Here is a 23,681-nt window from a genome sequence, read left to right as displayed (position 1 = left end):
TCGGGGAGGACGATCAGGCGATGATGCCCATGATGTCGGATTCTTTCATGATCAGCAGCTCTTCACCATCGAGGGTGACTTCAGTGCCTGACCACTTGCCGAACAGGACCTTGTCGCCTGCCTTGACGTCCATGGCGATGCGGTCGCCATCATCGTCTTTCGCGCCTGCGCCAACGGCGACAACGATACCCTCGGCGGGTTTCTCTTTCGCGCTTTCGGGGATGATCAGACCACCCTTGGTCTTTTCGTCGCTTTCCACGCGGCGGACCAGCACGCGGTCATGAAGCGGTGTAAATGCCATCTCTGAGGCTCCTTGGCTCAAAGTTTCTCCCAAACCCCGTTCGGGGTATTAGCACTCGTACTGCACGAGTGCTAACGGCGCATAGCTAGGGATGTGATCCGGGGCTGTCAACAGGGCAGTTGCGAAAAATCGAACGGTCTTGCCGGGTCAATCGAGGGCGGCGCGACCCGCTTCGGTCAGCGCGTAAACGCCTGTCTCCACGCGCTGAAACCAGCCATGGTGATTGTCGGCCATGATCCGCGTGGCCGTGGCCACGCCTGTGGCAGCGGCCACGTCGCGCCCCCTGCTGGGACCGGCCTCTGCCAGAACGGCAGCGCAGCGCAACGCATCCTGCCGGTAGCCGGTCATCAGCCCCTGCCGGGTGGAGCCGCCACGATTCGGGTCCCCCGCAAGCCGCTGGAATTCGCGCAGCAAGGTCGCCCGGCGCCTGGGCTGCTTGCGCGGCTGGAACGGTCCGGGATCGGCCTGCGCCAACACCAAACCGTCGGACAGGCGCACCGTCAGCACGCCCAGCCCCAGCCTGCGGCAAAGCCCGACATTGGCCCGCAGGGCCTTGGCACCGGCCTTGCCGGAAGGCTGCGGCACCGCGACATAGACCAGATCGGTGATCGCCTGCCGGGCCACGGCCTGATGCAGCAGCGTCAGCGAAAACCCGGTCTTCAGCTCCACCACAAGCGGCGGCTCGTCCCCACGCAGGGCCAGCACGTCCAGCGCGCCCACCTCGCCCTTCACCTCGTAGCCCTGCCCGGTCAGGAATGTCTTGACCGGACCATAGAGATCACTTTCCCGCACGCGTCGCCCATCCTGCCTTGCCATGCGGGCAGACTATCCCGCAGAGGTCGCGAAATGTCCAACCCGGCCCGAACGGGCCACCATGCTGCCATGCAGCATCTACAGGTGACAATGCCGCCCTGCATGCCTATAAGGCGCGCAAATCCACCCGTTACAGGACCATTGCAATGACCATTCAGGTTTTCGGACACAAATCCCCCGACACGGATTCCACCGGCTCGCCCATCATCTGGGCCTGGTATCTGACCGAAATCAAAGGCACACCCGCCGAAGCAAAGCTGCTGGGCGAACCCAATACCGAAGCCGCTTTCGTGCTCAAGCGCTGGGACCTGCCCAAGCCGCAGATCATCGCGGGCGTGGACGCGGGCGCACCCGTCGTGATCGTCGACACCAACAACCCGGCCGAACTGCCTGCCGGGATCAATGACGCCGACATCATCAGCATCATCGACCACCACAAGCTGGTCGGCGGGCTGGAAACCAAGGGTCCGATCGACATCACGATCCGCCCGCTGGCCTGCACCGCCACCATCATGCATGACCTGATCGGCGATGACATGGGCAAGATGCCCGAGAACATCAAATGCGCCATGCTGTCCTGCATCCTGTCCGACACGCTGGAATTCCGCAGCCCGACCACCACGGATCACGACCGTGCCGTGGCCGAGAAGCTGGCGCAGGACCTGGGCATCTCGATCGCGGATTACGCGGCCGAACTGTTCGCGGCGAAATCCGATGTCTCTGCTTTCTCGGACGCGGAACTTCTGCGCATGGACAGCAAGGAATATACCGTCGCCGGCAAGGAATTCCGTGTGTCCGTGCTGGAAACCACCTCGCCCAAGATGGTGCTGGACCGCAAGGACAGCCTGATGGCGTCCATGGTCGATGTCGCCAAGGAAGACGGCGCGGATCAGGTGATCCTGTTCGTCGTGGACATCCTGAACGAGGAAGCAACGCTTCTGGTGCCGAACGACCTGGTCAAGACCCTGGCCGAGAAGTCATTCGGCGTGACCGTGACCGGCGACACCGTGGTTCTGCCCGGCGTGATGAGCCGCAAGAAGCAGATCATCCCGGTTCTGACGCTCTGAGCCGAAACAGAAGGGACGGCCCGGATTGCGGCCGCCCCTGCCCTTGTGTGACCGACGGCCCGCGCGATCAGCTGCGCGGGCCTTTTTGTTGGCGATGCGCGGCAGCACCACCCTTGCCCCGCTGACCGCCGGACAGACCGTCCAGCTTGCCGCGCGCATTGCGGACCATGACGCCAAGCATCTCGTCCTCGCCGGGTGTATCCAGGCTTTGCGGCAGGTTCGTGTCGTGGTTCTGCGACAGGATCGTATCGTCCTGCGTGGCCCAGGGGTTGTTGTGCCCGGCCATGGCGGGCGTCACGGCACATATCGCAAACAGGATGCCTGCGGCGGTCTTGGTCTTCATGATCTGCTTTCCTTTTGCTCGACGCTTCCACGCCCTTAAATATATTATTTTCGGAATATATAAACCACGGCCCGCGCCACTCGGCAGGGATTCGCCACCGACCCGCATGGATCATCGCGCCGCTCTGGCGTATGCAGTCCGCGACCCTTCCAGGACGGAGACCATGCCATGACACGGATCATCAACGCCCTTTCCGAGATCGCCAGCAATTATGACGCCCTGTTCGTCGACCTTTGGGGCTGCGTGCATGACGGTGTGCGCGCCCTGCCCGAGGCGGTCGCGGCCCTTCAGGCCTATCGCGCCGGTGGCGGGATCGTGGTGCTGGTCACCAACTCGCCCAAGCCGCGCGCGGGCGTCGAAACCCAGCTGGCGCATTTCGGCGTGCCGCGCGACGCCTGGGACACGATCGCCACCTCGGGCGATTCGGCGCGCGCGGCCATGCGTCGCGGCGCGGTGGGCGAGCGCATCTTCTTCATCGGCGAAGATCGCGACATGCCCTTCTTCGACCCGATCCAAGTGGTCGAAAACCCGGTCGAGATCACGCTGACCCCGCTGGACGAGGCCACCGGCATCGTCTGCACCGGGCCCTTCGATCCCGTGGCCGACCCTTCGGTCCTGCGGCCGCAACTGCTTTTTGCCAAGCAGAAGGGGATGAAACTGCTCTGCGCCAATCCCGATATCGTCGTGGACCGGGGCGAGGCGCGCGAATGGTGCGCCGGCGCTGTCGCCCGGCTTTATACCGAAATGGGTGGCGAAAGCCTGTATTTCGGCAAGCCGCATCCGCCGATCTATGACCTTGCGCGCCGCCGCCTGTCGGCCCTTGGGCGCGATGTGGCCGACCGCAACATCCTGGCCATCGGGGACGGGATCCATACCGACATTCAGGGCGCCATGGGCGAGGATATCGATTCCCTCTTCATCTCGGGCGGGTTGGCGCGCAGCGAGACGCAGACCAGGGGCCAGCCGGACGAAACCGCGCTGACAGCCTATCTGGACAAGGAAAAATCTGCGCCGACCTTCACCATAGGTCATCTGCGCTGACCTACTTAGCACTTGCTTTTCTGCAATTGCAAAGTAATAAAGTTGCAACTTAGGGCCGCCAAGGGTCCGAATATTACTTTGCGGCTTTATGCTGATGGACAGTCTGGAGGGTCGGATGTTGGACAATATGCCTCGCGGCACGATCTGTATCGAAGATATCGAGATGGGCATGACCCGCCACCTGCGGAAGGTCGTGACCGACCGTGACATCGAGCTTTTCGCCGAGGTATCGACCGACCGGAACCCGGTGCACCTGGACGACGACTATGCCCGCGACACGATTTTCGAAGGGCGCATCGCGCATGGGATGCTGACCGCCGGGCTGATCTCGGCGGTGATCGGTGAACAGCTGCCCGGCCACGGCACCGTCTACATGGGTCAAAGCCTCAAGTTCCTGGGCCCCGTGCGCCCCGGCGACATGGTCCATGCCGAGGTCGAGGTGATCGGCATCGACCACGCCAAGCGCCGCGTCCAACTGGATTGCCGCTGCATGGTCAATGGCAAGAAAGTGTTGATCGGCGAAGCCACGGTTCTGGCCCCAAGCCGCAAGTTCGACTAAAACGGCTGCAACACGGGCCACCACAAAGGCACGTGTTGCTGACGTATTTGGTTCTGTAACGAGTGGTCCTTGTCGTGACATCGAGCGGGTTTCAACCGTACCGCCCCTACCCAGCACGTGGCATGGTCCTTGATCCTGCGACGTTCGCCCTTTCACAAGCCTTTTTGACCGGGACGGCACGTCCCTTCCTGATCCTCTGGCGGAGGTGCTTTTCCCTGCATCGTCGGATCGTCAGGCCTATGCCGTTCTGGATGCCGCCCGCTTTTTCGGCCTTGTTCAGATGCTTGAGGGCTCGGGCCTGCCGCATCGGACTTTATTGCCCGCCACGGCATCAGACGAGGACAGCTCGGATTGCGATGATGTCGCGCCTTACCTTGTGCAACTTGATAAAGGCAGCAGGTTTTTGCAGAGGGTTTTCGCAGCGAATATCATCTTGTCACCAATAGCTGCATGATGTTCGCCCACAAGGTCAACCATGCCGGAGGGTGGAGTTGGTTTGGCCCGATTCCGGTCTGGAATTCCAACCCCAAGGCAGAGATGGAACGCGGATTGTTGAACAATTACATCACCTATAACCTGGAGGGCGATAGACTCCGTGAAAGTATTTGGCAGATATCCGGGTAACGTGCTTGCCATAGCCGCCCTTGTGATCGGGCTGGCCATCACCGGAGCAGACGCCGTGGCAAGCAACATTGTGCAGGTCCCCGACAACGCTACCTATCTTGGCAATCAGATGGGGGGTAGTTTCGTTGTGCTGGAACGGCACGATATCCGTACCGATGCCGGAGGGATGTTGCCAGCCTTTCGGATCCAGATATATCGCGCAAGCTCGACCGGTGCCCCATATGGCACAGAACGTGGCGGCAGGCTGACTTTTGACGGCTACGGGCTCTATGTGCCCCCCAGCACCGATCCCACGGCGGCACCGCCGGATATCCCCGAGATTCTGGCGCGGGGCTGGGTGAACAACAACATCCTCTATTGGCGCACCCAGCCGTTCGAGGTTGATCCGGACGGACATTCGATTGCCATGGTGATCCCCCTGCATGCCGGGGTGGAATGATCCGGCGGGGCCTTGCGGGGCTGTCAGGCCATGTCTGCGCGCGGGCCTTTTGTGATGCACTTCTGTTGATACTTGCACCGCCCCGCATCGGGCGCTAACCCTGCGCCATGCGGATCATCCGGGATTACACCTATCTTGACACGGCAGATCGGGGCGCTTCCGCCGCGATCGGCAATTTCGACGGGGTCCATCTGGGCCACAGGTCCGTCATCGACATGGCCCGCAAGGCCGGCGAAACCATCGGCGCGCCCTTGGGGGTGATGACCTTCGAGCCCCACCCGCGCCAATACTTCGCCCCCGACGCCCCGCCGTTCCGGTTGATGAGCCGCGAGGCGCGCGCGCACCGGCTGGAAAAGCTGGGCGTCGAGAAACTCTATGAGCTGAACTTCAACGCCGCCCTGTCGGCGCTGAGCCCGCGCGATTTCGCGCAGCGGGTCATCGCGGATGGGCTGGGGCTGAAGCACATCGTCATCGGGGCCGATTTCTGCTTTGGCAAGGGGCGCGCGGGCACCGCGCAGCATCTGGTCGATTTCGGCGCCGAGATGGGCTTCGGCGTGACCATCGCGCGCCTGCTGGAGGGCGACAGCGGCAATGCCGTGTCCTCGACCGCGATCCGCAACGCGCTGACCGATGGCAACCCGCGCGAGGCCGCCGCCATGCTGGGCCATTGGCACCGCATCGAAGGCCGCGTGATCACCGGCGATCAGCGCGGGCGCGAACTGGGCTATCCCACGGCCAACATGTCCATCGACGGGCTGCACCCGCCACGTTTCGGGGTCTATGCCGTGCTGGTCGATGTGCTGGAAGGCCCGCACAAAGGCAGCTACCATGGTGCCGCCTCGATGGGGGTGCGACCGATGTTCGGGGTGAACAAGCCCAATCTTGAAACTTTCCTGTTCGACTTCAAGGGCGATCTTTACGGGGTGCCCCTGTCGGTGGGGCTGGTCGAATTCCTGCGCCCCGAAGAAAAGTTCGACAGTCTCGAAGCGCTGATCACCCAGATGGACGCAGATTGCGCCCGCGCCCGCACCATCCTGGCCGCACCATGAGCGATCCGATCAACCGCGACGGATTGCGCCCCCGCTTCTGGGAAAAACACCCGATCGACCGGCTGACCCAGCCCGAATGGGAGGCGCTGTGCGACGGCTGCGGCAAATGCTGCCTGAACAAGCTGGAGGACGAGGATACCGGCGAAGTGGCCCTGACCCGCATCGCCTGCCGGCTGCTGGATGACAGCACCTGCCAGTGCAGCCAATATGCGATCCGCCACCAGTTCGTGCCGGAATGCATCGTGCTCAGCCCCCGGAACATGGACAAGAACCTTTACTGGATGCCGGAAACCTGCGCCTACAAGCTGCTGTGGACCGGCAAGCCGCTGTTTGACTGGCACCCGCTGATCTCGGGCGATCCGCAGACCGTGCATGATGCCGGCGTCTCCGTTCAGGGATTCACGATCCCCGAATTCGAAGTCCCCGAAGAGGACTGGGAAGACCATATCATAGAGGAGCCGACCTGATGTTCTTTGCCTCCGACAATGCGGGCCCCGCCCATCCCCAGGTGATGCAGGCGCTGGTCGATGCAAACCAGGGCTTCGCCATGCCCTATGGCAACGATCCGATCATGGCCGATGTGCGCGCACATCTGCGCGCGGTGTTCGAGGCGCCGGAGGCCGCGATCTACCTGGTCGCCACCGGCACCGCCGCCAATTCACTGGCGCTGGCCACACTGGGCCAGCCCTGGCAGACGGTCTTCTGTTCGCCCGTGGCCCATATCCACGAAGATGAATGCAACGCCCCCGAATTCTATTCGGGCGGCGCCAAGCTGACCCTGGTGGGCGACAGCGACAAGATGACCGCCGCGGCCCTGCGCTCGGCCATTCAGGCGGAAGAAACCCGCGGCGTGCATGGGCCCCAGCGCGGTCCGGTGTCGATCACCAATGTCACGGAACGCGGCCGCGTCTATACCTGCGCCGAAATCGCGGCCCTCTCGGGTGTCGCAAGGGAATTCGGCCTGCCCGTGCATCTGGACGGCGCGCGCTTTGCCAATGCCATGGTCGCCCTGGGCTGCACCGCGGCCGAAATGACATGGAAGGCGGGCGTCGACGCCGTCAGCTTCGGCGGCACCAAGAACGGCCTGCCGGGGGTCGAGGCGGTGATCTTCTTCGATCCCGCCAAGGCCTGGGAGTTCGAACTGCGCCGCAAGCGTGGCGCGCATCTGTTTTCCAAGCACCGTTACCTCTCGGCGCAGATGCTGGCCTTTCTGACCGACGAGCTTTGGCTGACATCGGCGCGGCGCGCCAATGCCAATGCCGCGCGGCTGATCGACGGTTTGCGCGCGATCCCCGCCGCGTCTTTCCTGCACGAGCCGCAGGCCAACATGATCTTCGCCAACCTGCCACGCGCCACGCACAAGCGCCTGCATGATGCAGGGGCGGTCTATTACATCTGGTCCGGTTCACTGGACGGCGACGATCCGGCCGAACCGCTGGCGGCGCGACTGGTCTGCGACTGGTCCATCAGCCATGACCAGATCGACCAGTTCCTGCGCATCGCGGCGGGCTGATCCGGCCACCTGCTTCTTCTTGCCTCAAATATCCCCGCGCGGCGCGCACCCGCCGTCAGGCGGGTTCCTGAACCGGCACCTGCACCCAGAAGGCACGGATGGCTTCGGCCACCGCCTCGGGATGGGTGATCGGCGCCATGTGACCTGCGCCCTCGATATCAAGCTGGATCGCGCCCGGAATGCGGCGGGCCAATCCGTCGTTGATCACGCCGATCGCCTCGGGGCTGTCACCGCCCCGGATCAGCAGAACCGGACAGGCGATCTGCTCCAGCTTGCCACCTGACAGCATCCCCGCACAATCGCCATAGATCGCGGGCGCTCCGGCCTCGATCAGGTGGATCCGTGCGGCCATGGCCTTGCGCTGGCTTTCGGGCAGCCGTTCCCAGCCGCGCCCGTCACCCCAGATCGATGTGAAGGCCTGTGCCGCCGCATCGCGGTCACCCGCGGCAAGGGCCTTGCGATATTGCATCATGTGCGGATCCTGCCCGACCCTCAGATCGGGCCGGTCCACCATGGCCACCGTAAAGAAAACGGGTTCGATCAGCACCAGCGAACGCACAAGATCGGGGCGTTCGACCGCCAGCCGCAAGGCCACGGTGCCCCCGAAGGAATGGCCGATCACATCGACGGGGCGACCCTTCGCCTGGTCTTCCAGCAGGTCGATGGCCATGGCCATGCTCACGCCCTGGATATCGCTGACCCCGTCCCAATCGGCGCTGCGCCCGTGGCCGGGCAGGTCATAGGCGATGGCCGTGACAAGATCGTCCAGTTTGGCGACCATGCGTGACCAGCCCCCCGCATGACCCAGCGAGCAATGTATCAGCAAGCTCTGGCGCGGCCCGCCGCCCGTCTTGATCCAATGGGTCGGCACGCCGCCCCTGACGTCCTGCGTCATGTCACAGGTTGCCTGCCAGATGCGCGTCCAGATCCTCAAGCCGATCCTGACCCCAGAACCGCTGCCCGCTGTCCACAAGGTAGAAGGGCGCGCCAAAGACACCGCGCGACACCGCTTCCTCGAGGTTGGCGGCATAGGTTTCAGCCCCGGCCAGAAGGCCCTTGTCGGCAAGACCCGCATCGAAACCCGCGGCGGTCAGGCAGTCGCGCACCACATCGTCCTGCGAGATGTCGCGCTGTTCGGACCAGCAAGCGCGACCGAAACTGTGCACCAGCGCGCCCAGATCGCCACCGCCTGCCGCCTGTGCCGCAATCACCGCATAGGAGGCGGGCGCCGGGTTCACCGGCCAATGCGCCGGTTGCAGGTTGAAATTCATGCCCAGTTTCCGCGCCTGGCGCGGCAATTCCTGCGCGCGGTATTCCTTGCGCGACGGATGCCGGTCGGCAAGGGCCACGCCGCCCGTCCGGGCGAATACAGCCCCCGCATCGACGGGTTTATAGGTGATGCTGGCCCCGTGACGCGCCGCGATTGCCTCGAGCCGGGTTCCTGCCAGATATACGTAAGGGGAAAGAACCGTGAAAAAATAATCGATATGGGCCATTTGCGCGTTTCCTTTGCCTGCATCGCTTTGCCCGACGGTAACGAGATGATAGGCAGTGTCAACGTCACGAATCTGTCATCCGCCCTGCGCGGATGCCCCCCCGCAGAGGAACCGCTGCCATGCCATCCATCACCGAACCGAAACTGATTTCGGGCAACGCCAACCTGCCGCTTGCCAAGGCGATCGCAAGGCGCATGTCGATACATCGCGGGGTTTCCGTCGGTCTGGTCGACGCACGGATCGAACGGTTCAACGATGGCGAGATCTTCGTGGAAGTCTTCGAGAACGTACGCGGCGAGGACATGTTCATCATCCAGTCCACCTCGAACCCGGCCAATGACAACCTGATGGAACTGCTGATCATGTCGGACGCGCTGCGCCGGTCGTCGGCAGCGCGGATCACCGCCGTGATCCCCTATTTCGGCTATGCAAGGCAGGACCGCCGCACCAAGGCGCGCACCCCGATCAGCGCCAAGCTGGTCGCCAACATGCTGGTCGAGGCCGGGATCGAGCGCGTGCTGACCCTTGATCTGCACGCAGCCCAGATCCAGGGCTTCTTCGATATCCCCGTGGACAACCTTTATGCCTCGCCGATCTTCGCACTGGATATCAAGGCGCATTTCGCGGGCCGCATGAACGACCTGATGGTGATCTCGCCGGACGTGGGCGGCGTGGCGCGGGCGCGCGAACTGGCCAAGCGGATCAATGCCCCGCTCGCCATCGTCGACAAGCGCCGCGAGAAGCCCGGCGAAGTGGCGGAAATGACCGTGATCGGTGACGTGACAGGCAAGACCTGCCTGATCGTCGATGACATCTGCGACACCGCCGGCACCCTGTGCAAGGCCGCCGAGGTGTTGATCGAGAATGGCGCGAACGAGGTCCATTCCTACATCACCCACGGTGTCCTGTCCGGCCCGGCTGTCGAACGCATCACGAAATCGGTCATGAAATCCCTGGTGATCACCGACTCGATCGAAGCGCCCGAAGCCGTGAAGAGCGCGCCGAATATCCGGATCGTGCCGACAGCACCGATGTTCGCGCAGGCGATCCTGAACATCTGGAACGGCACATCCGTGTCTTCCTTGTTCGAGACAGAGACGCTGGACCCGATCTACGAGGGCACGTTCAAGCTCTGACAGGCGACAGCACCAATCAGTCGATGCGCCAGTCGTCGGGCTCGTAACGCTCGCCGATGGCCATCCAGCTGACCCGCACGCGGGCCACCTTGCTGTCGCCCCAAGTGCGGAAGACGATCGCGAAACCTTCGGGCTTGATGTCCCCGGCCTGCACGTCGGCCCGCGAATTCGCCGTGTTGGACATGTCCCACATGCTCATGGCCACATGGACGACCGGCGGCGTGACGAATGCTTCGCGGAAAAGCACGAAACTGCGGATATGGCGCGGCCCCTCGCCGGTCCACATGTCCCCATCGTGTTCGAAATCCGAAAACAGGACCATCTCGCCCTGATCGACACCGATTGAATTGTTCCTGAAACGCCGCATGAAGCCTCTGTGGTCCTGATGCGCCCTTATTGCCAGAACAAGGCGGTCGCAGACCAGAAAAATGCAACGATCAGGTGAAAGAAGACCGAAGCCTTTCGCGCAACTGATCCGACAGGATCACAAAGGCCCTGCCATCAGGCAGGGCCCAGCGTCGCGTCGCGATGTTCTGCGTGATGTCAGCGCGCGGCCTGATAGTTCTTCATCGCAGCCTCCAGAACGCCGGACGCCACCTCGGCATCGGCGAAACCCTGGCTTTCCATGCCGCCGTCAGGGCCTTTGTAATTGGAGAACCAGAGCGCGATGATCTGGCTCACCCCCGGAAAGGTTGCGTCAAGCTGCCCCATGCTCCGGATCTCGGCGAAGGGTGAATCCTGCGTGAGCACGGCAATCAGCTTGTCGTCCTGCTCGCCGTCATCCAGCATCTTCAGAACGCCGATCAGGCGCACGTCCACAACCTCACCCCGCGGCACGGCCTGCCCCAGAACAATCACATCCAGAGGGTCACCGTCACCGCCCAGCTCTTTCGGCAGGGCCGTTCCGGGAATGGCGCCATAATTGCCGGGATAGCCCAGATAATTGACAACGCGCGGTGCGCCTTTGCGCATTTCCCAATAGATCGCCTTGGGATCGTCCTTGCTGACTTCCCATTTGGCGGATGTCCCCGTCGGTATCTCGACGATGGCGCGGACCGTGCCGTCGGCATTGACCGGCAACATGGTCATCAGGTCTTCGGTCCCGACAATGGTCAGATCGTCCTTGATGGTCATCGCTCCGGCAACGGGCGTGGTCTGCGCATATGCCAAATTTCCGACGGAATCGGCCAATGCCGGTGTTGCAGCAATCGCCAGAACCGCAAGGGTGGTGCAGAGTTTCTTGGTCATCACAAGCTCCATGATTATGGAGCGGACCCTAGGAGGCCAATGTAACGTCTCAGCAACGTTTGACCTGGAACGCCTGATGCCGACAGACAGCGGGCCCATCAAAGAAAAAAGGCCCCGTCTTGCGACAGGGCCTTTTCAGGTAATGTGTCCGACGATCAGACGCCGACTTCGCCCCGAAGGGCCTGCAGATCGGCCAGCAGCTTGTCGGCTGCGTCCTTTCCATCGGCTGCTGCCTTGGCAGCGGCCTCGGTGGCCAGACCGATCAGCGCGTCGAAATCTGCTGCCGTCGCTTCCGCAACCGGCATCGCCTTTTCCGCCAGAACCGAAGTCCCCTCGCCCGAGATTTCGGCGAAGCCACCGGTCACGACATAGGCCGCGTCACCCTGCGGGCCGCTCACGCGCAGCACGCCGGGGCGCAGCGTCGTGATCAGCGGTGCGTGGTCGGGCATCGCTGTCAGGTCGCCATCGGCCCCCGGGATCTGCACCTGCGCAACCTGCATCGAGGCCAGGCGGCGCTCGGGGCTGACGAGGTCGAATTGCATGGTCTCAGCCATTTCGGCCCTCCCTTAGGCCGCGTCTGCGGCCATGCGTTCAGCTTTGGCGATCACGTCCTTGATCCCGCCAACCATGTAGAAGGCACCTTCGGGCAGGTGATCGTATTCACCGGCCACAACCGCCTTGAAGGACGAGATCGTGTCTTCCAGCGGAACCTGCACACCGTCAGAGCCGGTGAACACCTTGGCCACGTCGAAGGGCTGCGACAGGAAGCGCTGGATCTTGCGCGCACGTGCCACGGTCAGCTTGTCCTCTTCCGACAGTTCGTCCATCCCGAGGATGGCGATGATGTCCTGAAGCGACTTGTAGCGCTGAAGCACCTGCTGCACGTCGGTGGCCACCTTGTAGTGCTCTTCCCCGATCACGGCCGGGTCCAGCAGACGCGAGGTCGAGTCGAGCGGGTCCACGGCGGGATAGATGCCGAGTTCCGAAATCGCGCGCGACAGAACGGTGGTTGCGTCGAGGTGGGCGAAGGACGTTGCCGGCGCGGGGTCGGTAAGGTCATCCGCAGGCACGTAGATCGCCTGCACCGAGGTGATCGAGCCCGACTTGGTCGAGGTGATGCGTTCCTGCAGCGCGCCCATGTCGGTTGCCAGCGTCGGCTGGTAACCCACGGCGGAGGGGATACGGCCCAGAAGTGCGGACACCTCGGAACCGGCCTGCGTGAAGCGGAAGATGTTGTCCACGAAGAACAGAACGTCCGTACCCGACTGGTCGCGGAACTGTTCCGCCAGGGTCAGACCCGACAGCGCCACGCGCATACGCGCACCCGGCGGCTCGTTCATCTGACCGTAGACAAGGGCCACTTTGGATTCGGTCAGGTTATCGGGAACGATAACGCCGGATTCGATCATCTCGTGGTAAAGGTCGTTACCTTCACGGGTCCGTTCACCCACACCGGCGAACACCGAGAAGCCCGAGTGCACCTTGGCGATGTTGTTGATCAGTTCCATGATCAGAACCGTCTTGCCCACGCCGGCGCCGCCGAACAGGCCGATCTTGCCGCCTTTTGCGTAGGGGGCCAGCAGGTCGATCACCTTGATGCCGGTCACCAGCACTTCGGATTCGGTCGACTGCTCGGCGAATTCGGGGGCGGGTGCGTGGATCGGGCGATGCTCGTCCGCGTTCACGTCGCCCTTTTCGTCCACCGGGTCGCCGGTCACGTTCAGGATGCGGCCCAGGGTCGCGTTGCCGACCGGCACCATGATGGGGCCGGCGGTGTCGGTCACCTCCTGGCCGCGCACCAGACCTTCGGTGGCGTCCATGGCGATGGCGCGCACGGTGCCCTCGCCCAGGTGCTGGGCGACTTCCAGAACCAGTTTCTTGCCATTGTTGTCAGTGGTCAGCGCGTTGAGGATCTCCGGCAGGTGATCCCCGAACTGCACGTCCACAACGGCGCCGATCACCTGGGTGATTTTGCCTTTTGCGTTTGCCATGTTTCGTCTCCGGTTCCTTAGAGCGCCTCTGCGCCCGAGATAATTTCAATAAGCTCGTTCGTGATGACGGCCTGACGCGAGCGGTTGTATTCGATGGTCAGCTTCTCGATCATGTCGCCGGCGTTGCGGGTTGCGTTGTCCATGGCGGACATCCGCGCGCCCTGTTCGGACGCCCCGTTTTCCAGCAGCGCCGAAAAGATCTGCGTCGCCACACCGCGCGGCAGAAGATCGGCAAGGATCGCCTCTTCGTCCGGCTCGTAATCGTAAAGCGTGCTGGCGGCATCGGCTTCAGACGCCGTGAAGCTGGCAGGAATGATCTGCTGCGCCGTCGGGATCTGGCTGACCACGTTCACGAACTTCGAATAGAAGATCGTGGCAACGTCGAACTCGCCCGCATCGAACCGCGCCAGAACACCGCGCGCGATCTCCTGCGCATCGGCATAGCCCACGCGCTTGATCTCGGTCAGGTCGACATGGCCGACGAAGTGGCTGGCATAGTCGCGCTTCATCTGATCGCGGCCCTTCTTGCCGACGGTCAGGATCTTCACGGTCTTGCCCTTGGCCAGCAGCTCTGCCGCCTTCTGCTTGGCCAGCTTGGCGATGTTCGAGTTGAACCCGCCGCACAGGCCACGCTCGGCGGTCATGACCACCAGCAGATGCACCTTGTCATCGCCCGTCCCCGCCAGAAGGCGCGGCGCGCTGTCCGATCCGCCCACCGACGCCGCAAGCCCCGCCATCACGGCGTTGAACCGCTCGGTGTAGGGGCGCGATGCCTCGGCCGCATCCTGTGCCCGCCGCAGTTTTGCGGCGGCCACCATTTGCATGGCCTTGGTGATCTTGCGGGTCGACTTGACGCTCGCGATCCTGTTTTTCAGGTCCTTGAGGTTTGGCATAGCCTCTTCCCCTTATGCGAAGTCAGCGGCGAAGGCGTCCAGCGCAGCTTTGATCTTGTCCTCGGCCTCGCCTTTGATCTTCGGATCCTGCTTGGTGATGTAATCCAGCAGATCAGCGTTCTTGGTCCGCAGATGCTTGAGCAGGCCCGCTTCGAAACGGCCGACGTCCTTGACGGCGATCTTGTCCAGGTAACCCTTGGTACCTGCATAGATCACGCAGACGATTTCCGCGTTGGTCAGCGGCGAATACTGCGGCTGCTTCATCAGCTCGGTCAGGCGCGCGCCACGGTTCAGCAGCTGCTGGGTCGCGGCGTCAAGGTCGGAACCGAACTGTGCGAAGGCCGCCATTTCGCGGTACTGCGCCAGTTCCAGCTTCACCGGGCCTGCGACCGACTTCATCGCGTTGGTCTGGGCCGAAGAGCCCACGCGCGACACAGACAGACCGGTGTTCACCGCAGGGCGGATACCCTGGTAGAACAGTTCGGTTTCCAGGAAGATCTGACCGTCGGTGATCGAGATCACGTTGGTCGGAATGAACGCGGACACGTCGCCACCCTGGGTTTCGATGATCGGCAGAGCGGTCAGCGAACCTGCACCGAAGTCTTCGTTCAGCTTGGCCGAACGCTCCAGCAGGCGGGAGTGAAGATAGAACACGTCGCCGGGATAGGCTTCGCGGCCCGGCGGGCGACGCAGCAGCAGCGACATCTGGCGATAGGACACGGCCTGCTTGGACAGATCATCATAGATGATCAGCGCATGACGGCCGTTGTCGCGGAAATGCTCGGCCATGGCGGTCGCGGCATAGGGTGCCAGGAACTGCATCGGCGCGGGGTCGGATGCGGTTGCGGCCACCACGATCGTGTATTCGATCGCACCGGACTCTTCCAGCTTCTTCACCAGCTGCGCCACGGTGGAACGCTTCTGGCCCACGGCCACGTAGACGCAGTAAAGCTTCTTGCTTTCGTCGTCGCCGGCGGCTTCATTGTAGGATTTCTGGTTCAGGATCGTGTCCAGCGCGATGGCGGTCTTGCCGGTCTGACGGTCACCGATGATCAGTTCGCGCTGGCCACGGCCAACGGGGATCATGGCGTCAACGGATTTCAGGCCCGTTGCCATCGGCTCGTGCACGGATTTGCGCGGGATGATGCCCGGCGCCTTGACGTCCGCGATGCCGCGCTTGTCGGTCTTGATCGGGCCCTTGCCGTCCAGCGGGTTGCCCAGGCCGTCAACGACGCGACCCAGCAGCTCGTCGCCCACCGGAACGTCCACGATGGACTTGGTGCGCTTGACGGTGTCGCCTTCCTTGATGTCCCGGTCAGAGCCGAAGATCACGACGCCGACGTTGTCGGATTCGAGGTTCAGCGCCATCCCGCGGATACCACCGGGGAATTCGACCATCTCGCCGGCCTGGACGTTGTCCAGACCGAAGACGCGGGCGATACCGTCACCGACGGACAGCACGCGACCCACCTCGGCCACTTCGGCTTCCTGGCCGAAGTTCTTGATCTGGTCCTTCAGGATCGCAGAAATTTCCGCTGCTTGGATACCCATTTATCCGACCTCTTTCATTGCATTCTGGAGGGAGTTGAGGCGCGATGCGATCGAAGTGTCGATCATCTTCGAGCCAACCTTGACGACAAGACCACCGATGAGGCTTTCATCGACGGCCGCTTTGATCTTGACAGTCTTGCCGGTGCGGCCAGCCAGAAGCTTGGCCAGCTTGTCCGACTGCGCCTTGGTCAGCGCCTTGGCGCTGGTGACTTCGGCGGTCACTTCGCCCTTGTCCTCGGCAATGGCGTTGCGCAGTGCAGCGGCCAGTTGCGGCAGGACGAACAGGCGACGCTTCGAGGCCATGAGCCCCAGCACATTCGTCATCGTGGGCGTCAGGCCCATTTTCTTTGCGATCGCGGCAATGGCCGCAGCCTGCTCTTCGCGGCTGTAGACCGGGCTGCTGATCAAGGCCGTGAAGTCTGCGCTGTCTGCCAGCGCGGCTTCGAGCGCATCGAGATCCGCCTCGATCTTGGCGACACTCTTGCTTTCTTTGGCCAGTTCAAACACGGCCGTCGCGTAGCGCGCGGCGATGCCTGAGGAAATCGAAGCTGGTTCGGACACGTCCACCCTTCCGATATTCTGACCCCGGACGTTTGATGGCCCTCTGGACCGCCGGGGAAGTTAACCTGCCCTGACCCGCGTCAAAGCATCAAAATCGGCGTGGGTGTAGCAGAGCCTTCCAGACCTAGCAACCTGCTATAGAGTCAAACTGTCGAAAGGAATTTGGCCTTATATCAGATACTTACCGAAGGTGCGGCGCTTTGCGCGCTATTTGTGCGAAAAAAATTCGATCTTTTCGCGCCGAATTTTCGATTCCGTGCCCGAAAACCCGGCAGACCCCATGTCGCGGCGACCCCATGCGTTAGCGTTATCACGCTGAATCACCCCGCCGAAAGTTCGAAAAGCGCGGTTCAGGCGGGTTTGACCTCGGGCTTCGGGCTTCCCAGGCCGTCCAGCACATTCAGCGGTCGTCGCATCGCCTCGCGCAGGCCCGGCCCGCTGGAGGCCTGCACGCGCTTGGTCGCCTCGACCATCAGGACGCCACCGGCCAGCACCATCGAAAACCGCAGGCCCGCGTTCTCCCAGAAGTTCGCGGTCTTGCGCCAGAACCGCTTGTCCGAGGGGGGCTGATACAGCGTTGTCGCATGCCGCTCAGGCAGGAAAGAGTGCCGCTTGAGCTGCGCCTCGAGCTGGCTGAGCGTATAGGGCCGGCCGTAGCCGAAAGGCGTGGCATCCGACCGCGACCATAGCCCCGCCCGGTTCGGCACGATGAACAGGGCGCTGCCGCCCGGTCCCAGGACGCGAAAACACTCCTCGAGAAGCGCGGAAGGCTGTTCCGAGGTTTCCAGCCCGTGCAGCAACACCAGCTTGTCCACATGCCCCGTCTCGATCGGCCAGGCGGTTTCCTCGCACAGCACCGAGACATTGGGCATGCCCGCAGGCCATGGCATCACCCCTTGCGGCCCCGGCATCAGGCCGGTGACGCGCCGCGCCTCGTCCAGGTAGGGCCGCAGCAAGGGCACGGCAAAGCCGAAGCCCACCACGGTCTGGCCCTTGGCCTCGGGCCACATGCGCAGCATCTGATCGCGCACGGCCTTCTGCGCCGCACGCCCCAGCGTGCTGCGGTAGTAGAAGTTGCGAAGATCCTGCACATCAAGATGCATTGCGGTCCGCCTCTGGTTCCGCCACTCTAGAGGGCCACCTTAACAAGCGGAAGATGAAACGCCATGCCCCTTGAGATCGTCACCATCCCCTGCCTCAAGGACAATTACGCCTTCCTGGCCCATGACAAGGCGACCGGACAGACCGCCGTTATCGATGTACCCGAAGCGGCCCCGATCATCGCGGCGCTGAAACAGCGCGGCTGGACGCTGAGCCATGTGCTGCTGACCCATCACCACTGGGATCACGTCGACGGGCTGGCGGCCTTGCTGGCGGATCATCCTGCCACGGTCATCGGTGCAGCCGCCGATGCGCATCGCCTGCCGCCGCTGGACATCGCCGTGGCCGAAGGGGACACGATCACCATCGGATCGGATACCGGCACCGTGATGGACGTCTCCGGTCACACGCTGGGACATGTCGCCTTTCATTTCCCCGCCTCGTCCGTCGTGTTCACCGCCGACAGCCTGATGGCCCTTGGCTGCGGGCGCCTGTTCGAGGGCACACCCGCGCAGATGTACGCAAGCCTTGCCAAGCTGGCCGCGCTGCCGCCTGAAACGCTGGTCTGTTCGGGGCATGAATACACGGCCTCGAACGCGAAATTTGCCCTGACCATTGAACCCGGAAATGCCGCACTTATCTCTCGTGTCGAAAAGATCGAAACCGCGCGCGCACAGGGTCGCCCGACCGTCCCTTCCCTGCTTTCGACAGAACGCGCCACAAACCCCTTTCTGCGGTCAGACAGCCCTGAAATACAGGCCAATGTCGGTCTGTCCGGGGCCGATCCGGTCACCGTTTTCACCGAGGTGCGCCGCCGCAAGGACAGTTTCTGATGCTGAAACCTCACGCATCGGGAACACGTCGAACAAAATGTGACCACCGGGCCAAAGAAAAAACTTGAAGAGCGCCCGATATAGACCACACTTTAAGACTATGAGGCCATGTTTGACGCGACAACAACCGCGCCAGACCCAGATCAAAGAGGAGCACAGCTGTGCCTTCATTCTCGACCACGCTCGAACAGGCAATCCACGCGGCGCTGGCCTTGGCCAACGCCCGCAAACATGAATTCGCAACGCTCGAGCACCTTCTTCTCGCGTTGATCGACGAACCCGATGCGAACCGCGTGATGAAGGCCTGTTCGGTCGACACCGACGACCTGCGCAACACGCTGGTGGAATTCATCGATGACGACCTGTCCAACCTCGTCACCGATATCGAAGGCTCCGAGGCTGTTCCGACAGCGGCGTTCCAGCGCGTGATCCAGCGCGCGGCGATCCATGTGCAATCCTCCGGCCGGACCGAGGTGACGGGGGCCAACGTGCTGGTCGCGATCTTTGCCGAACGTGAAAGCAATGCCGCCTATTTCCTGCAGGAGCAGGAGATGACGCGCTATGACGCGGTCAACTTCATCGCGCATGGCGTCGCCAAGGACCCCGCCTATGGCGAAGCGCGTCCGGTGACCGGCGCGACCGAGTCCGAGGAATCCAGTACAGGCTCCTCGACCGAAGCGACCGACCAGAAGGAATCCGCACTCGGCAAATATTGCGTGGACCTGAACGCCAAGGCCTTCAAGGGCGATGTCGATCCGCTGATCGGCCGCGCCTCCGAGGTCGAGCGCTGCATCCAGGTCCTGTGCCGCCGCCGCAAGAACAACCCCCTGCTGGTGGGTGATCCGGGCGTGGGCAAGACCGCCATCGCCGAAGGCCTGGCACGCAAGATCGTCAAGGGTGAAACGCCCGAAGTGCTGTCCAAGACCACCATCTTCAGCCTGGACATGGGCGCACTTCTGGCCGGCACGCGCTATCGCGGCGATTTCGAGGAACGGCTGAAAGCCGTGGTGAACGAACTGGAAGCGCATCCCGATGCGGTTCTGTTCATCGACGAGATCCACACGGTGATCGGCGCGGGCGCCACCAGCGGTGGCGCGATGGATGCCTCGAACCTGCTGAAACCCGCGCTGCAGGGCGGCAAGCTGCGCTGCATGGGATCGACAACCTACAAGGAATTCCGCCAGCACTTCGAAAAGGACCGCGCGCTGTCGCGCCGGTTCCAGAAGATCGACGTGAACGAGCCGACCGTGGATGACACGGTCAAGATCCTTCAGGGTCTCAAGCCCTATTTCGAAGAACATCACTCGGTCCGCTACACCGCCGACGCGATCAAGTCCGCCGTGGAACTGAGCGCGCGCTATATCAACGACCGCAAGCTGCCCGACAAGGCGATCGACGTGATCGACGAGGCCGGCGCGGCGCAGCATCTGGTGGCGGAGTCGAAGCGCCGCAAGACCATCGGCGCCAAGGAGATCGAAGCCGTCGTGGCCAAGATCGCCCGCATCCCGCCCAAGAACGTGTCCAAGGACGACGCAGAGGTGCTCAAGGATCTGGAAAAGACCCTCAAGCGCGTGGTCTTCGGCCAGGACGATGCCATCGTGGCCCTGTCCAGCGCGATCAAGCTGGCCCGCGCCGGCCTGCGCGAGCCCGAAAAACCCATCGGCAACTACCTGTTCGCGGGTCCCACCGGTGTCGGCAAGACCGAAGTGGCCAAGCAACTGGCCGATACGCTGGGCGTGGAACTGCTGCGCTTCGACATGTCCGAATACATGGAGAAACATGCGGTCAGCCGCCTGATCGGCGCGCCTCCGGGCTATGTCGGTTTTGATCAGGGCGGCATGCTGACCGATGGCGTCGACCAGCATCCCCATTGCGTGCTGCTGCTGGACGAGATCGAAAAGGCGCATCCCGATGTGTTCAACATCCTGTTGCAGGTGATGGACCACGGCACGCTGACCGATCACAACGGCCGCAAGGTGGATTTCCGCAACGTGATCCTGATCATGACCTCGAACGCGGGCGCCGCCGACATGGCCAAGGCCGCCATCGGGTTCGGCCGGGACAAGCGTACGGGCGAGGACACCGCCGCGATCGAACGGACCTTCACCCCGGAATTCCGCAACCGTCTGGACGCGGTCATCAGCTTCGGCGCCCTGCCGAAAGAGGTGATCATGCAGGTGGTCGAGAAGTTCGTGCTGCAGCTTGAAGCGCAGCTGATGGATCGCAACGTCCATATCGAACTGACCAAGCCTGCCGCCGAATGGCTGGCCGACAAGGGGTATGACGACAAGATGGGCGCGCGCCCGCTGGGCCGCGTGATCCAGGAATACATCAAGAAGCCGCTGGCCGAAGAACTGCTGTTCGGCAAGCTGACCAAAGGTGGCGTGGTGCGCGTGGCACTGAAGAATGGCGAGATCGATCTGCAGATCGCCGGGCCGGAGCAGGCGCGCCTGTCCGGCAACAAGCCGCCGCTTTTGACCGCCGACTGATGCGCGCAGCACTGCTGCCGCTGATCATGGCCTCCGCACTGCCAGCCAGTGCGGGGGCCTTTACTTTGGGCCTGCCAATTGACTGCAGCCTGGGACAGACCTGTTTCATTCAGCAATACGTCGATCACGACCCCGGCCCCGGCGCACAGGATTTCACCTGCAGCGGGCTGAGCTATGACACCCATACCGGGACGGATTTCGCACTGCCCTCACTGGCCGCGATGCAGGCGGGCGTTGCGGTTCTGGCCTCGGCCCCCGGTCAGGTCACCGCCCTGCGCGACGGGATGCCCGACACGGGTCTGACACCCGAGACAGCCGCCCAGATCGAGGGCCGCGATTGCGGCAATGGCGTGGTGATCCGCCACGCCGACGGCTGGGAGACGCAATATTGCCACCTGATGCAGGGCTCGGTCACCGTAACGAGGGGGCAGATGGTCGAGACCGGCACCCCCCTGGGCCTTGTCGGCCTGTCGGGCAATACCGAATTTCCCCATGTCCATATCGCGCTGCGCCGCAACGGACAGGTCGTCGATCCGTTCGATCCCGATGGCCAGATCACCTGCGGCGCGCCCGATACCGAAACCCTCTGGTCCGCGCCCATCGCCTATGCGCCCGGCGCGCTGCTGAACGCGGGTTTTGCAACCGGCATCCCCGCCTATGACAGCATCAAGGCGGGCACCGCGGGCCTGGATACCATGGCCAGCGACGCACCTGCGCTGGTTGTCTGGGGCTATGCCTTCGGAGGACGGCAAGGCGATGTGATGCGGCTGACCATCACCGGGCCCGGCGGCACGATCACCGATCACAGCGAAACGATCGACCGCAACCAGGCGCAGTTTTTCCGCGCCGCTGGCCGCAAGACACCCGCGCAGGGCTGGCCCGCCGGGGATTATGCCGCAAGCGTCAGCCTGATGCGGGATGGCCTGTCGCTGGGGTCACGCAGCCTTGTCCTGCGGGTCGAGTGATCGCGCCAACGCCCACCCACACCCTTACTTTTCGGTGAATTTCAGCTCGATCCGGCGATTCTGGGCGCGCGCCTCTTCGGTATTGGCGGTGTTGACGGGATTGTATTCACCAAACCCGTTCGCGCTGAGGCGATCCGGCGGAATGCCAAGGCTGCCGGACATGTAGCGCACGACCGAAAGCGCCCGCGCTTGGCTGAGTTCCCAGTTGTCGGCGAACTCCCCCTGCCCCGACAGCGGCACGTTGTCGGTATGCCCATCGACGCGGATCACCCAGTCGATGCCCGGGGGAATGTCATCGGCCACGGCGCTGAGGATTTGGGCCACCTTTGCCACCTCGCCTTGCCCCGCGTCCGACAATGTCGCGCTGCCCGGCGGAAAGAGCACTTCGGAGGCGAACACAAAGCGGTCGCCCACCACCTGCACACCCGGCTGATTGCCCAGCAGATCGCGCAAACGGCCAAAGAATTCCGAGCGGTATTTCTGCAGATCCTGCGCCTCGGCCTCAAGCCTCAGGCGCTCGGCCTCTTCAAGCTGACGCCGGCGCCGTTCTTCGGCAGCCGCGCGCGCCAGCGCCGCGTTCAGATCGGACCCCAGCGATTGCACCTGGATCGAGGCGGCGGCTTCGCGTTCCTGGCTGTCATCCAGCAAGGCCTGCAACTGGCCCAACTGGTTGCGCAGCGCTGCGACCTGCTGGTTCAGAAGGGCCTGGGCGCGCTGCGCCTCGGTCGATTTGCCCTGTTCCTCGGCCAGCAGCCGCTGCGCCTGTGCCAAAAGGGCCGCTTCGCGCTCGGCCTCGGTCATCCGCGCGCCAAGCTGCGCCTGCAGGTCATCGCGTGCGGCTTCCGCTGCGGCCAGCAGGGTCAGGGTTTCCTCGGCGCGGCGCCGCTGTTCTTCCAGCGCCAGCGTCATCGCGGTCAATTCGGTGTCCGCATCCTGCAACCGTGCGCGCAACGCCTCGGCGGCGGCGGCCTCGGCAAGCCGCGCGGCCTCCTCCTCGGACAATTGCGCCTGCAACGCATCAACCTGACCGCTCAAGGCCTGCGCCTGGGCCGCGGTTTCGGCCTGCTCGGCCCGCAGATCCGCGATCAGCGCCTCCAGCGCCTCGCGGCGGGCGGCGGCCAGGCGCGCGGCCTCGACACCCGCGTCGATTTCCGAACGCGCCTGCGCCAAGGCAAGGTTCAGCGCCTCCTGCTCGGACAGAAGCCGCCCTTGTTCGGCCTCGAGTTCGGCCACCGTGCCAAGTGCGGCATCGCGTTCGGACAGCAGCGCGGCGACCTGCGCCTCGAAACTGGTGATCCGGCTCTGCGCAGCCTCAAGCGCGGCCAAACCGGCGTCACGCTCGCCACGCAGGGACAGGATCAGCGCCTCTTGCTGCGCAATCTGGTCGCGGGCATCGCCCAGCGTCGCGTCAAGCTGGCCCAGCCGGGTCGTCAGATCGGCGCTGCGCCGCTGTTCCAGCCCCAGCGCCTGCGCCAGCGCCGCCACTTCGGCGCCCAGCGCGTCAAGCTCGGTTTCCTGACCGCTGATCGTCTCGCGCAGCACGAATTGCACGACCATGAAGATGGTCAGCACGAACATCAGCACCAGCAGAAGACCGGTCATCGCATCGACGAAACCCGGCCAGATCGAGGCCTGGAACCTTTGCCCGGTGCGGCGCGACAGGGCCAT

25 protein-coding genes are annotated in these 23,681 nt (G+C 63.4%); 11 read left to right on the top strand and 14 right to left on the bottom strand.

All coding sequences use genetic code 11. The features are described 5' to 3' along the window. Positions 1-13: 13 nt before the first annotated feature. Together ACMUJL_RS15270 and ACMUJL_RS15265 are read right to left on the bottom strand one after the other, a co-directional pair. Positions 14-301: a co-chaperone GroES gene (locus tag ACMUJL_RS15270; RefSeq protein WP_068290520.1), complete on the bottom strand. Its 288-nt coding sequence runs from the start codon at positions 299-301 to the stop codon at positions 14-16. Positions 302-448: 147 nt separating this feature from the next. After that, on the bottom strand, positions 449-1,093 hold the full coding sequence (locus ACMUJL_RS15265) for a DUF2161 domain-containing phosphodiesterase (RefSeq protein WP_416914331.1): 645 nt from the start codon (positions 1,091-1,093) through the stop codon (positions 449-451). 167 nt (positions 1,094-1,260) lie between these two features. On the opposite strand from ACMUJL_RS15265, the gene ACMUJL_RS15260 reads away from it, so the two are divergent. Further along, positions 1,261-2,181: a manganese-dependent inorganic pyrophosphatase gene (locus tag ACMUJL_RS15260; protein ID WP_068290517.1), complete on the top strand. Its 921-nt coding sequence runs from the start codon at positions 1,261-1,263 to the stop codon at positions 2,179-2,181. A 67-nt stretch (positions 2,182-2,248) separates the two neighbouring features. Here the strand turns inward: ACMUJL_RS15260 and ACMUJL_RS15255 are convergent, their stop codons facing one another. Then, a complete protein-coding gene (locus tag ACMUJL_RS15255) occupies positions 2,249-2,524 on the bottom strand; it encodes a hypothetical protein (RefSeq protein WP_375573066.1) in 276 nt (91 codons plus the stop codon). A gap of 168 nt (positions 2,525-2,692) precedes the next feature. On the opposite strand from ACMUJL_RS15255, the gene ACMUJL_RS15250 reads away from it, so the two are divergent. From ACMUJL_RS15250 to ACMUJL_RS15225, 6 genes are all read left to right on the top strand, one after another. After that, positions 2,693-3,565: a TIGR01459 family HAD-type hydrolase gene (locus ACMUJL_RS15250; protein ID WP_068290515.1), complete on the top strand. Its 873-nt coding sequence runs from the start codon at positions 2,693-2,695 to the stop codon at positions 3,563-3,565. Positions 3,566-3,680: 115 nt separating this feature from the next. Continuing rightward, positions 3,681-4,124, top strand: coding sequence for a MaoC family dehydratase (locus tag ACMUJL_RS15245; RefSeq protein WP_068290609.1), 444 nt, complete (start codon positions 3,681-3,683; stop codon positions 4,122-4,124). Between the two features lie 679 nt (positions 4,125-4,803). Then, positions 4,804-5,187, top strand: coding sequence for a hypothetical protein (locus ACMUJL_RS15240; RefSeq protein ID WP_375573069.1), 384 nt, complete (start codon positions 4,804-4,806; stop codon positions 5,185-5,187). 107 nt (positions 5,188-5,294) lie between these two features. Further along, entirely contained in the window at positions 5,295-6,236 is a 942-nt protein-coding gene (locus ACMUJL_RS15235) for a bifunctional riboflavin kinase/FAD synthetase (protein ID WP_375573071.1), read from the top strand. Continuing rightward, positions 6,233-6,703 carry a YcgN family cysteine cluster protein gene (locus ACMUJL_RS15230; protein WP_068290608.1) on the top strand — a complete coding sequence of 157 codons (471 nt, stop codon included), beginning with the start codon at positions 6,233-6,235 and terminating at the stop codon, positions 6,701-6,703. The genes ACMUJL_RS15235 and ACMUJL_RS15230 overlap by 4 nt, the downstream gene beginning before the upstream one ends. After that, positions 6,703-7,749, top strand: a complete 1,047-nt coding sequence (locus ACMUJL_RS15225) for a threonine aldolase family protein (protein WP_068290508.1) — start codon at positions 6,703-6,705, stop codon at positions 7,747-7,749. Before ACMUJL_RS15230 ends, ACMUJL_RS15225 begins: the two co-directional genes overlap by 1 nt. Before the next feature lie 55 nt (positions 7,750-7,804). Here the strand turns inward: ACMUJL_RS15225 and ACMUJL_RS15220 are convergent, their stop codons facing one another. Both ACMUJL_RS15220 and ACMUJL_RS15215 read right to left on the bottom strand, forming a co-directional pair. Further along, positions 7,805-8,644, bottom strand: coding sequence for an alpha/beta fold hydrolase (locus tag ACMUJL_RS15220; protein ID WP_375573074.1), 840 nt, complete (start codon positions 8,642-8,644; stop codon positions 7,805-7,807). 1 nt (position 8,645) lies between these two features. After that, a complete protein-coding gene (locus ACMUJL_RS15215; RefSeq protein WP_068290505.1) occupies positions 8,646-9,245 on the bottom strand; it encodes a 2-hydroxychromene-2-carboxylate isomerase in 600 nt (199 codons plus the stop codon). A gap of 119 nt (positions 9,246-9,364) precedes the next feature. Here ACMUJL_RS15215 and ACMUJL_RS15210 point away from each other — a divergent pair, with 119 nt between their 5' ends. Next, on the top strand, positions 9,365-10,381 hold the full coding sequence (locus tag ACMUJL_RS15210) for a ribose-phosphate pyrophosphokinase (RefSeq protein ID WP_068290503.1): 1,017 nt from the start codon (positions 9,365-9,367) through the stop codon (positions 10,379-10,381). Between the two features lie 16 nt (positions 10,382-10,397). Here ACMUJL_RS15210 and ACMUJL_RS15205 read toward each other — a convergent pair whose 3' ends face one another. The 8 genes from ACMUJL_RS15205 to ACMUJL_RS15170 all read right to left on the bottom strand — a co-directional run bounded on the left by ACMUJL_RS15205 (position 10,398) and on the right by ACMUJL_RS15170 (position 17,728). After that, positions 10,398-10,748: an H-type lectin domain-containing protein gene (locus ACMUJL_RS15205; protein ID WP_375573077.1), complete on the bottom strand. Its 351-nt coding sequence runs from the start codon at positions 10,746-10,748 to the stop codon at positions 10,398-10,400. A 176-nt stretch (positions 10,749-10,924) separates the two neighbouring features. Next, positions 10,925-11,629 (bottom strand): inorganic diphosphatase, encoded by a 705-nt coding sequence (locus ACMUJL_RS15200; protein ID WP_416914330.1) that lies wholly within the window; start codon positions 11,627-11,629, stop codon positions 10,925-10,927. Positions 11,630-11,784: 155 nt separating this feature from the next. After that, positions 11,785-12,183: a F0F1 ATP synthase subunit epsilon gene (locus tag ACMUJL_RS15195; RefSeq protein ID WP_068290498.1), complete on the bottom strand. Its 399-nt coding sequence runs from the start codon at positions 12,181-12,183 to the stop codon at positions 11,785-11,787. 12 nt (positions 12,184-12,195) lie between these two features. Next, entirely contained in the window at positions 12,196-13,620 is a 1,425-nt protein-coding gene (gene atpD, locus ACMUJL_RS15190) for a F0F1 ATP synthase subunit beta (RefSeq protein ID WP_068290497.1), read from the bottom strand. Positions 13,621-13,637: 17 nt separating this feature from the next. Then, the gene (locus tag ACMUJL_RS15185) at positions 13,638-14,513 is read right to left on the bottom strand and encodes a F0F1 ATP synthase subunit gamma (RefSeq protein ID WP_375573082.1); all 876 of its coding nucleotides are present in this window, start codon (positions 14,511-14,513) and stop codon (positions 13,638-13,640) included. A 12-nt stretch (positions 14,514-14,525) separates the two neighbouring features. Further along, complete coding sequence (atpA, locus tag ACMUJL_RS15180; protein WP_068290491.1) at positions 14,526-16,064, bottom strand: F0F1 ATP synthase subunit alpha; 1,539 nt, start codon at positions 16,062-16,064, stop codon at positions 14,526-14,528. Further along, positions 16,065-16,625: a F0F1 ATP synthase subunit delta gene (locus ACMUJL_RS15175; protein WP_375573879.1), complete on the bottom strand. Its 561-nt coding sequence runs from the start codon at positions 16,623-16,625 to the stop codon at positions 16,065-16,067. A 350-nt stretch (positions 16,626-16,975) separates the two neighbouring features. Further along, positions 16,976-17,728, bottom strand: coding sequence for a class I SAM-dependent methyltransferase (locus tag ACMUJL_RS15170; protein ID WP_068290489.1), 753 nt, complete (start codon positions 17,726-17,728; stop codon positions 16,976-16,978). A gap of 63 nt (positions 17,729-17,791) precedes the next feature. Here ACMUJL_RS15170 and gloB point away from each other — a divergent pair, with 63 nt between their 5' ends. The 3 genes from gloB (at position 17,792) to ACMUJL_RS15155 (ending at position 22,013) form a co-directional block, all read left to right on the top strand. Then, complete coding sequence (gene gloB, locus ACMUJL_RS15165) at positions 17,792-18,559, top strand: hydroxyacylglutathione hydrolase (RefSeq protein WP_068290487.1); 768 nt, start codon at positions 17,792-17,794, stop codon at positions 18,557-18,559. A gap of 161 nt (positions 18,560-18,720) precedes the next feature. Next, positions 18,721-21,048: an ATP-dependent Clp protease ATP-binding subunit ClpA gene (clpA, locus tag ACMUJL_RS15160; RefSeq protein WP_068290485.1), complete on the top strand. Its 2,328-nt coding sequence runs from the start codon at positions 18,721-18,723 to the stop codon at positions 21,046-21,048. Next, on the top strand, positions 21,048-22,013 hold the full coding sequence (locus tag ACMUJL_RS15155; RefSeq protein ID WP_375573085.1) for a M23 family metallopeptidase: 966 nt from the start codon (positions 21,048-21,050) through the stop codon (positions 22,011-22,013). Before clpA ends, ACMUJL_RS15155 begins: the two co-directional genes overlap by 1 nt. 24 nt (positions 22,014-22,037) lie before the next feature. On the opposite strand, the gene ACMUJL_RS15150 is transcribed toward ACMUJL_RS15155, so the two are convergent. Continuing rightward, positions 22,038-23,681, bottom strand: coding sequence for a peptidoglycan -binding protein (locus ACMUJL_RS15150; RefSeq protein WP_068290481.1), 1,644 nt, complete (start codon positions 23,679-23,681; stop codon positions 22,038-22,040).

This window comes from Seohaeicola sp. (genome assembly GCF_048006315.1).
Taxonomy (GTDB): Bacteria; Pseudomonadota; Alphaproteobacteria; order Rhodobacterales; family Rhodobacteraceae; genus Seohaeicola.
The sequence above is the reverse complement of the archived record's forward strand: the minus strand, read 5'-3'. Positions and strand labels throughout refer to the sequence as shown.

Bases quoted from the DNA above. Each gene is read 5' to 3' on its own strand.
- ACMUJL_RS15250 (WP_068290515.1), top strand. From the start codon at position 2,693: ATGACACGGATCATCAACGCCCTTTCCGAGATCGCCAGCAATTATGAC.
- ACMUJL_RS15220 (WP_375573074.1), bottom strand. From the start codon at position 8,644: ATGACGCAGGACGTCAGGGGCGGCGTGCCGACCCATTGGATCAAGACG.
- ACMUJL_RS15155 (WP_375573085.1), top strand. From the start codon at position 21,048: ATGCGCGCAGCACTGCTGCCGCTGATCATGGCCTCCGCACTGCCAGCC.
- ACMUJL_RS15255 (WP_375573066.1), bottom strand. From the start codon at position 2,524: ATGAAGACCAAGACCGCCGCAGGCATCCTGTTTGCGATATGTGCCGTG.
- ACMUJL_RS15225 (WP_068290508.1), top strand. From the start codon at position 6,703: ATGTTCTTTGCCTCCGACAATGCGGGCCCCGCCCATCCCCAGGTGATG.
- ACMUJL_RS15185 (WP_375573082.1), bottom strand. From the start codon at position 14,513: ATGCCAAACCTCAAGGACCTGAAAAACAGGATCGCGAGCGTCAAGTCG.
- ACMUJL_RS15205 (WP_375573077.1), bottom strand. From the start codon at position 10,748: ATGCGGCGTTTCAGGAACAATTCAATCGGTGTCGATCAGGGCGAGATG.
- ACMUJL_RS15260 (WP_068290517.1), top strand. From the start codon at position 1,261: ATGACCATTCAGGTTTTCGGACACAAATCCCCCGACACGGATTCCACC.
- ACMUJL_RS15235 (WP_375573071.1), top strand. From the start codon at position 5,295: ATGCGGATCATCCGGGATTACACCTATCTTGACACGGCAGATCGGGGC.
- ACMUJL_RS15150 (WP_068290481.1), bottom strand. From the start codon at position 23,681: ATGGCCCTGTCGCGCCGCACCGGGCAAAGGTTCCAGGCCTCGATCTGG.
- ACMUJL_RS15195 (WP_068290498.1), bottom strand. From the start codon at position 12,183: ATGGCTGAGACCATGCAATTCGACCTCGTCAGCCCCGAGCGCCGCCTG.
- atpD (WP_068290497.1), bottom strand. From the start codon at position 13,620: ATGGCAAACGCAAAAGGCAAAATCACCCAGGTGATCGGCGCCGTTGTG.
- ACMUJL_RS15215 (WP_068290505.1), bottom strand. From the start codon at position 9,245: ATGGCCCATATCGATTATTTTTTCACGGTTCTTTCCCCTTACGTATAT.
- gloB (WP_068290487.1), top strand. From the start codon at position 17,792: ATGCCCCTTGAGATCGTCACCATCCCCTGCCTCAAGGACAATTACGCC.
- ACMUJL_RS15170 (WP_068290489.1), bottom strand. From the start codon at position 17,728: ATGCATCTTGATGTGCAGGATCTTCGCAACTTCTACTACCGCAGCACG.
- ACMUJL_RS15230 (WP_068290608.1), top strand. From the start codon at position 6,233: ATGAGCGATCCGATCAACCGCGACGGATTGCGCCCCCGCTTCTGGGAA.
- ACMUJL_RS15210 (WP_068290503.1), top strand. From the start codon at position 9,365: ATGCCATCCATCACCGAACCGAAACTGATTTCGGGCAACGCCAACCTG.
- ACMUJL_RS15270 (WP_068290520.1), bottom strand. From the start codon at position 301: ATGGCATTTACACCGCTTCATGACCGCGTGCTGGTCCGCCGCGTGGAA.
- atpA (WP_068290491.1), bottom strand. From the start codon at position 16,064: ATGGGTATCCAAGCAGCGGAAATTTCTGCGATCCTGAAGGACCAGATC.
- ACMUJL_RS15245 (WP_068290609.1), top strand. From the start codon at position 3,681: ATGTTGGACAATATGCCTCGCGGCACGATCTGTATCGAAGATATCGAG.
- ACMUJL_RS15200 (WP_416914330.1), bottom strand. From the start codon at position 11,629: ATGACCAAGAAACTCTGCACCACCCTTGCGGTTCTGGCGATTGCTGCA.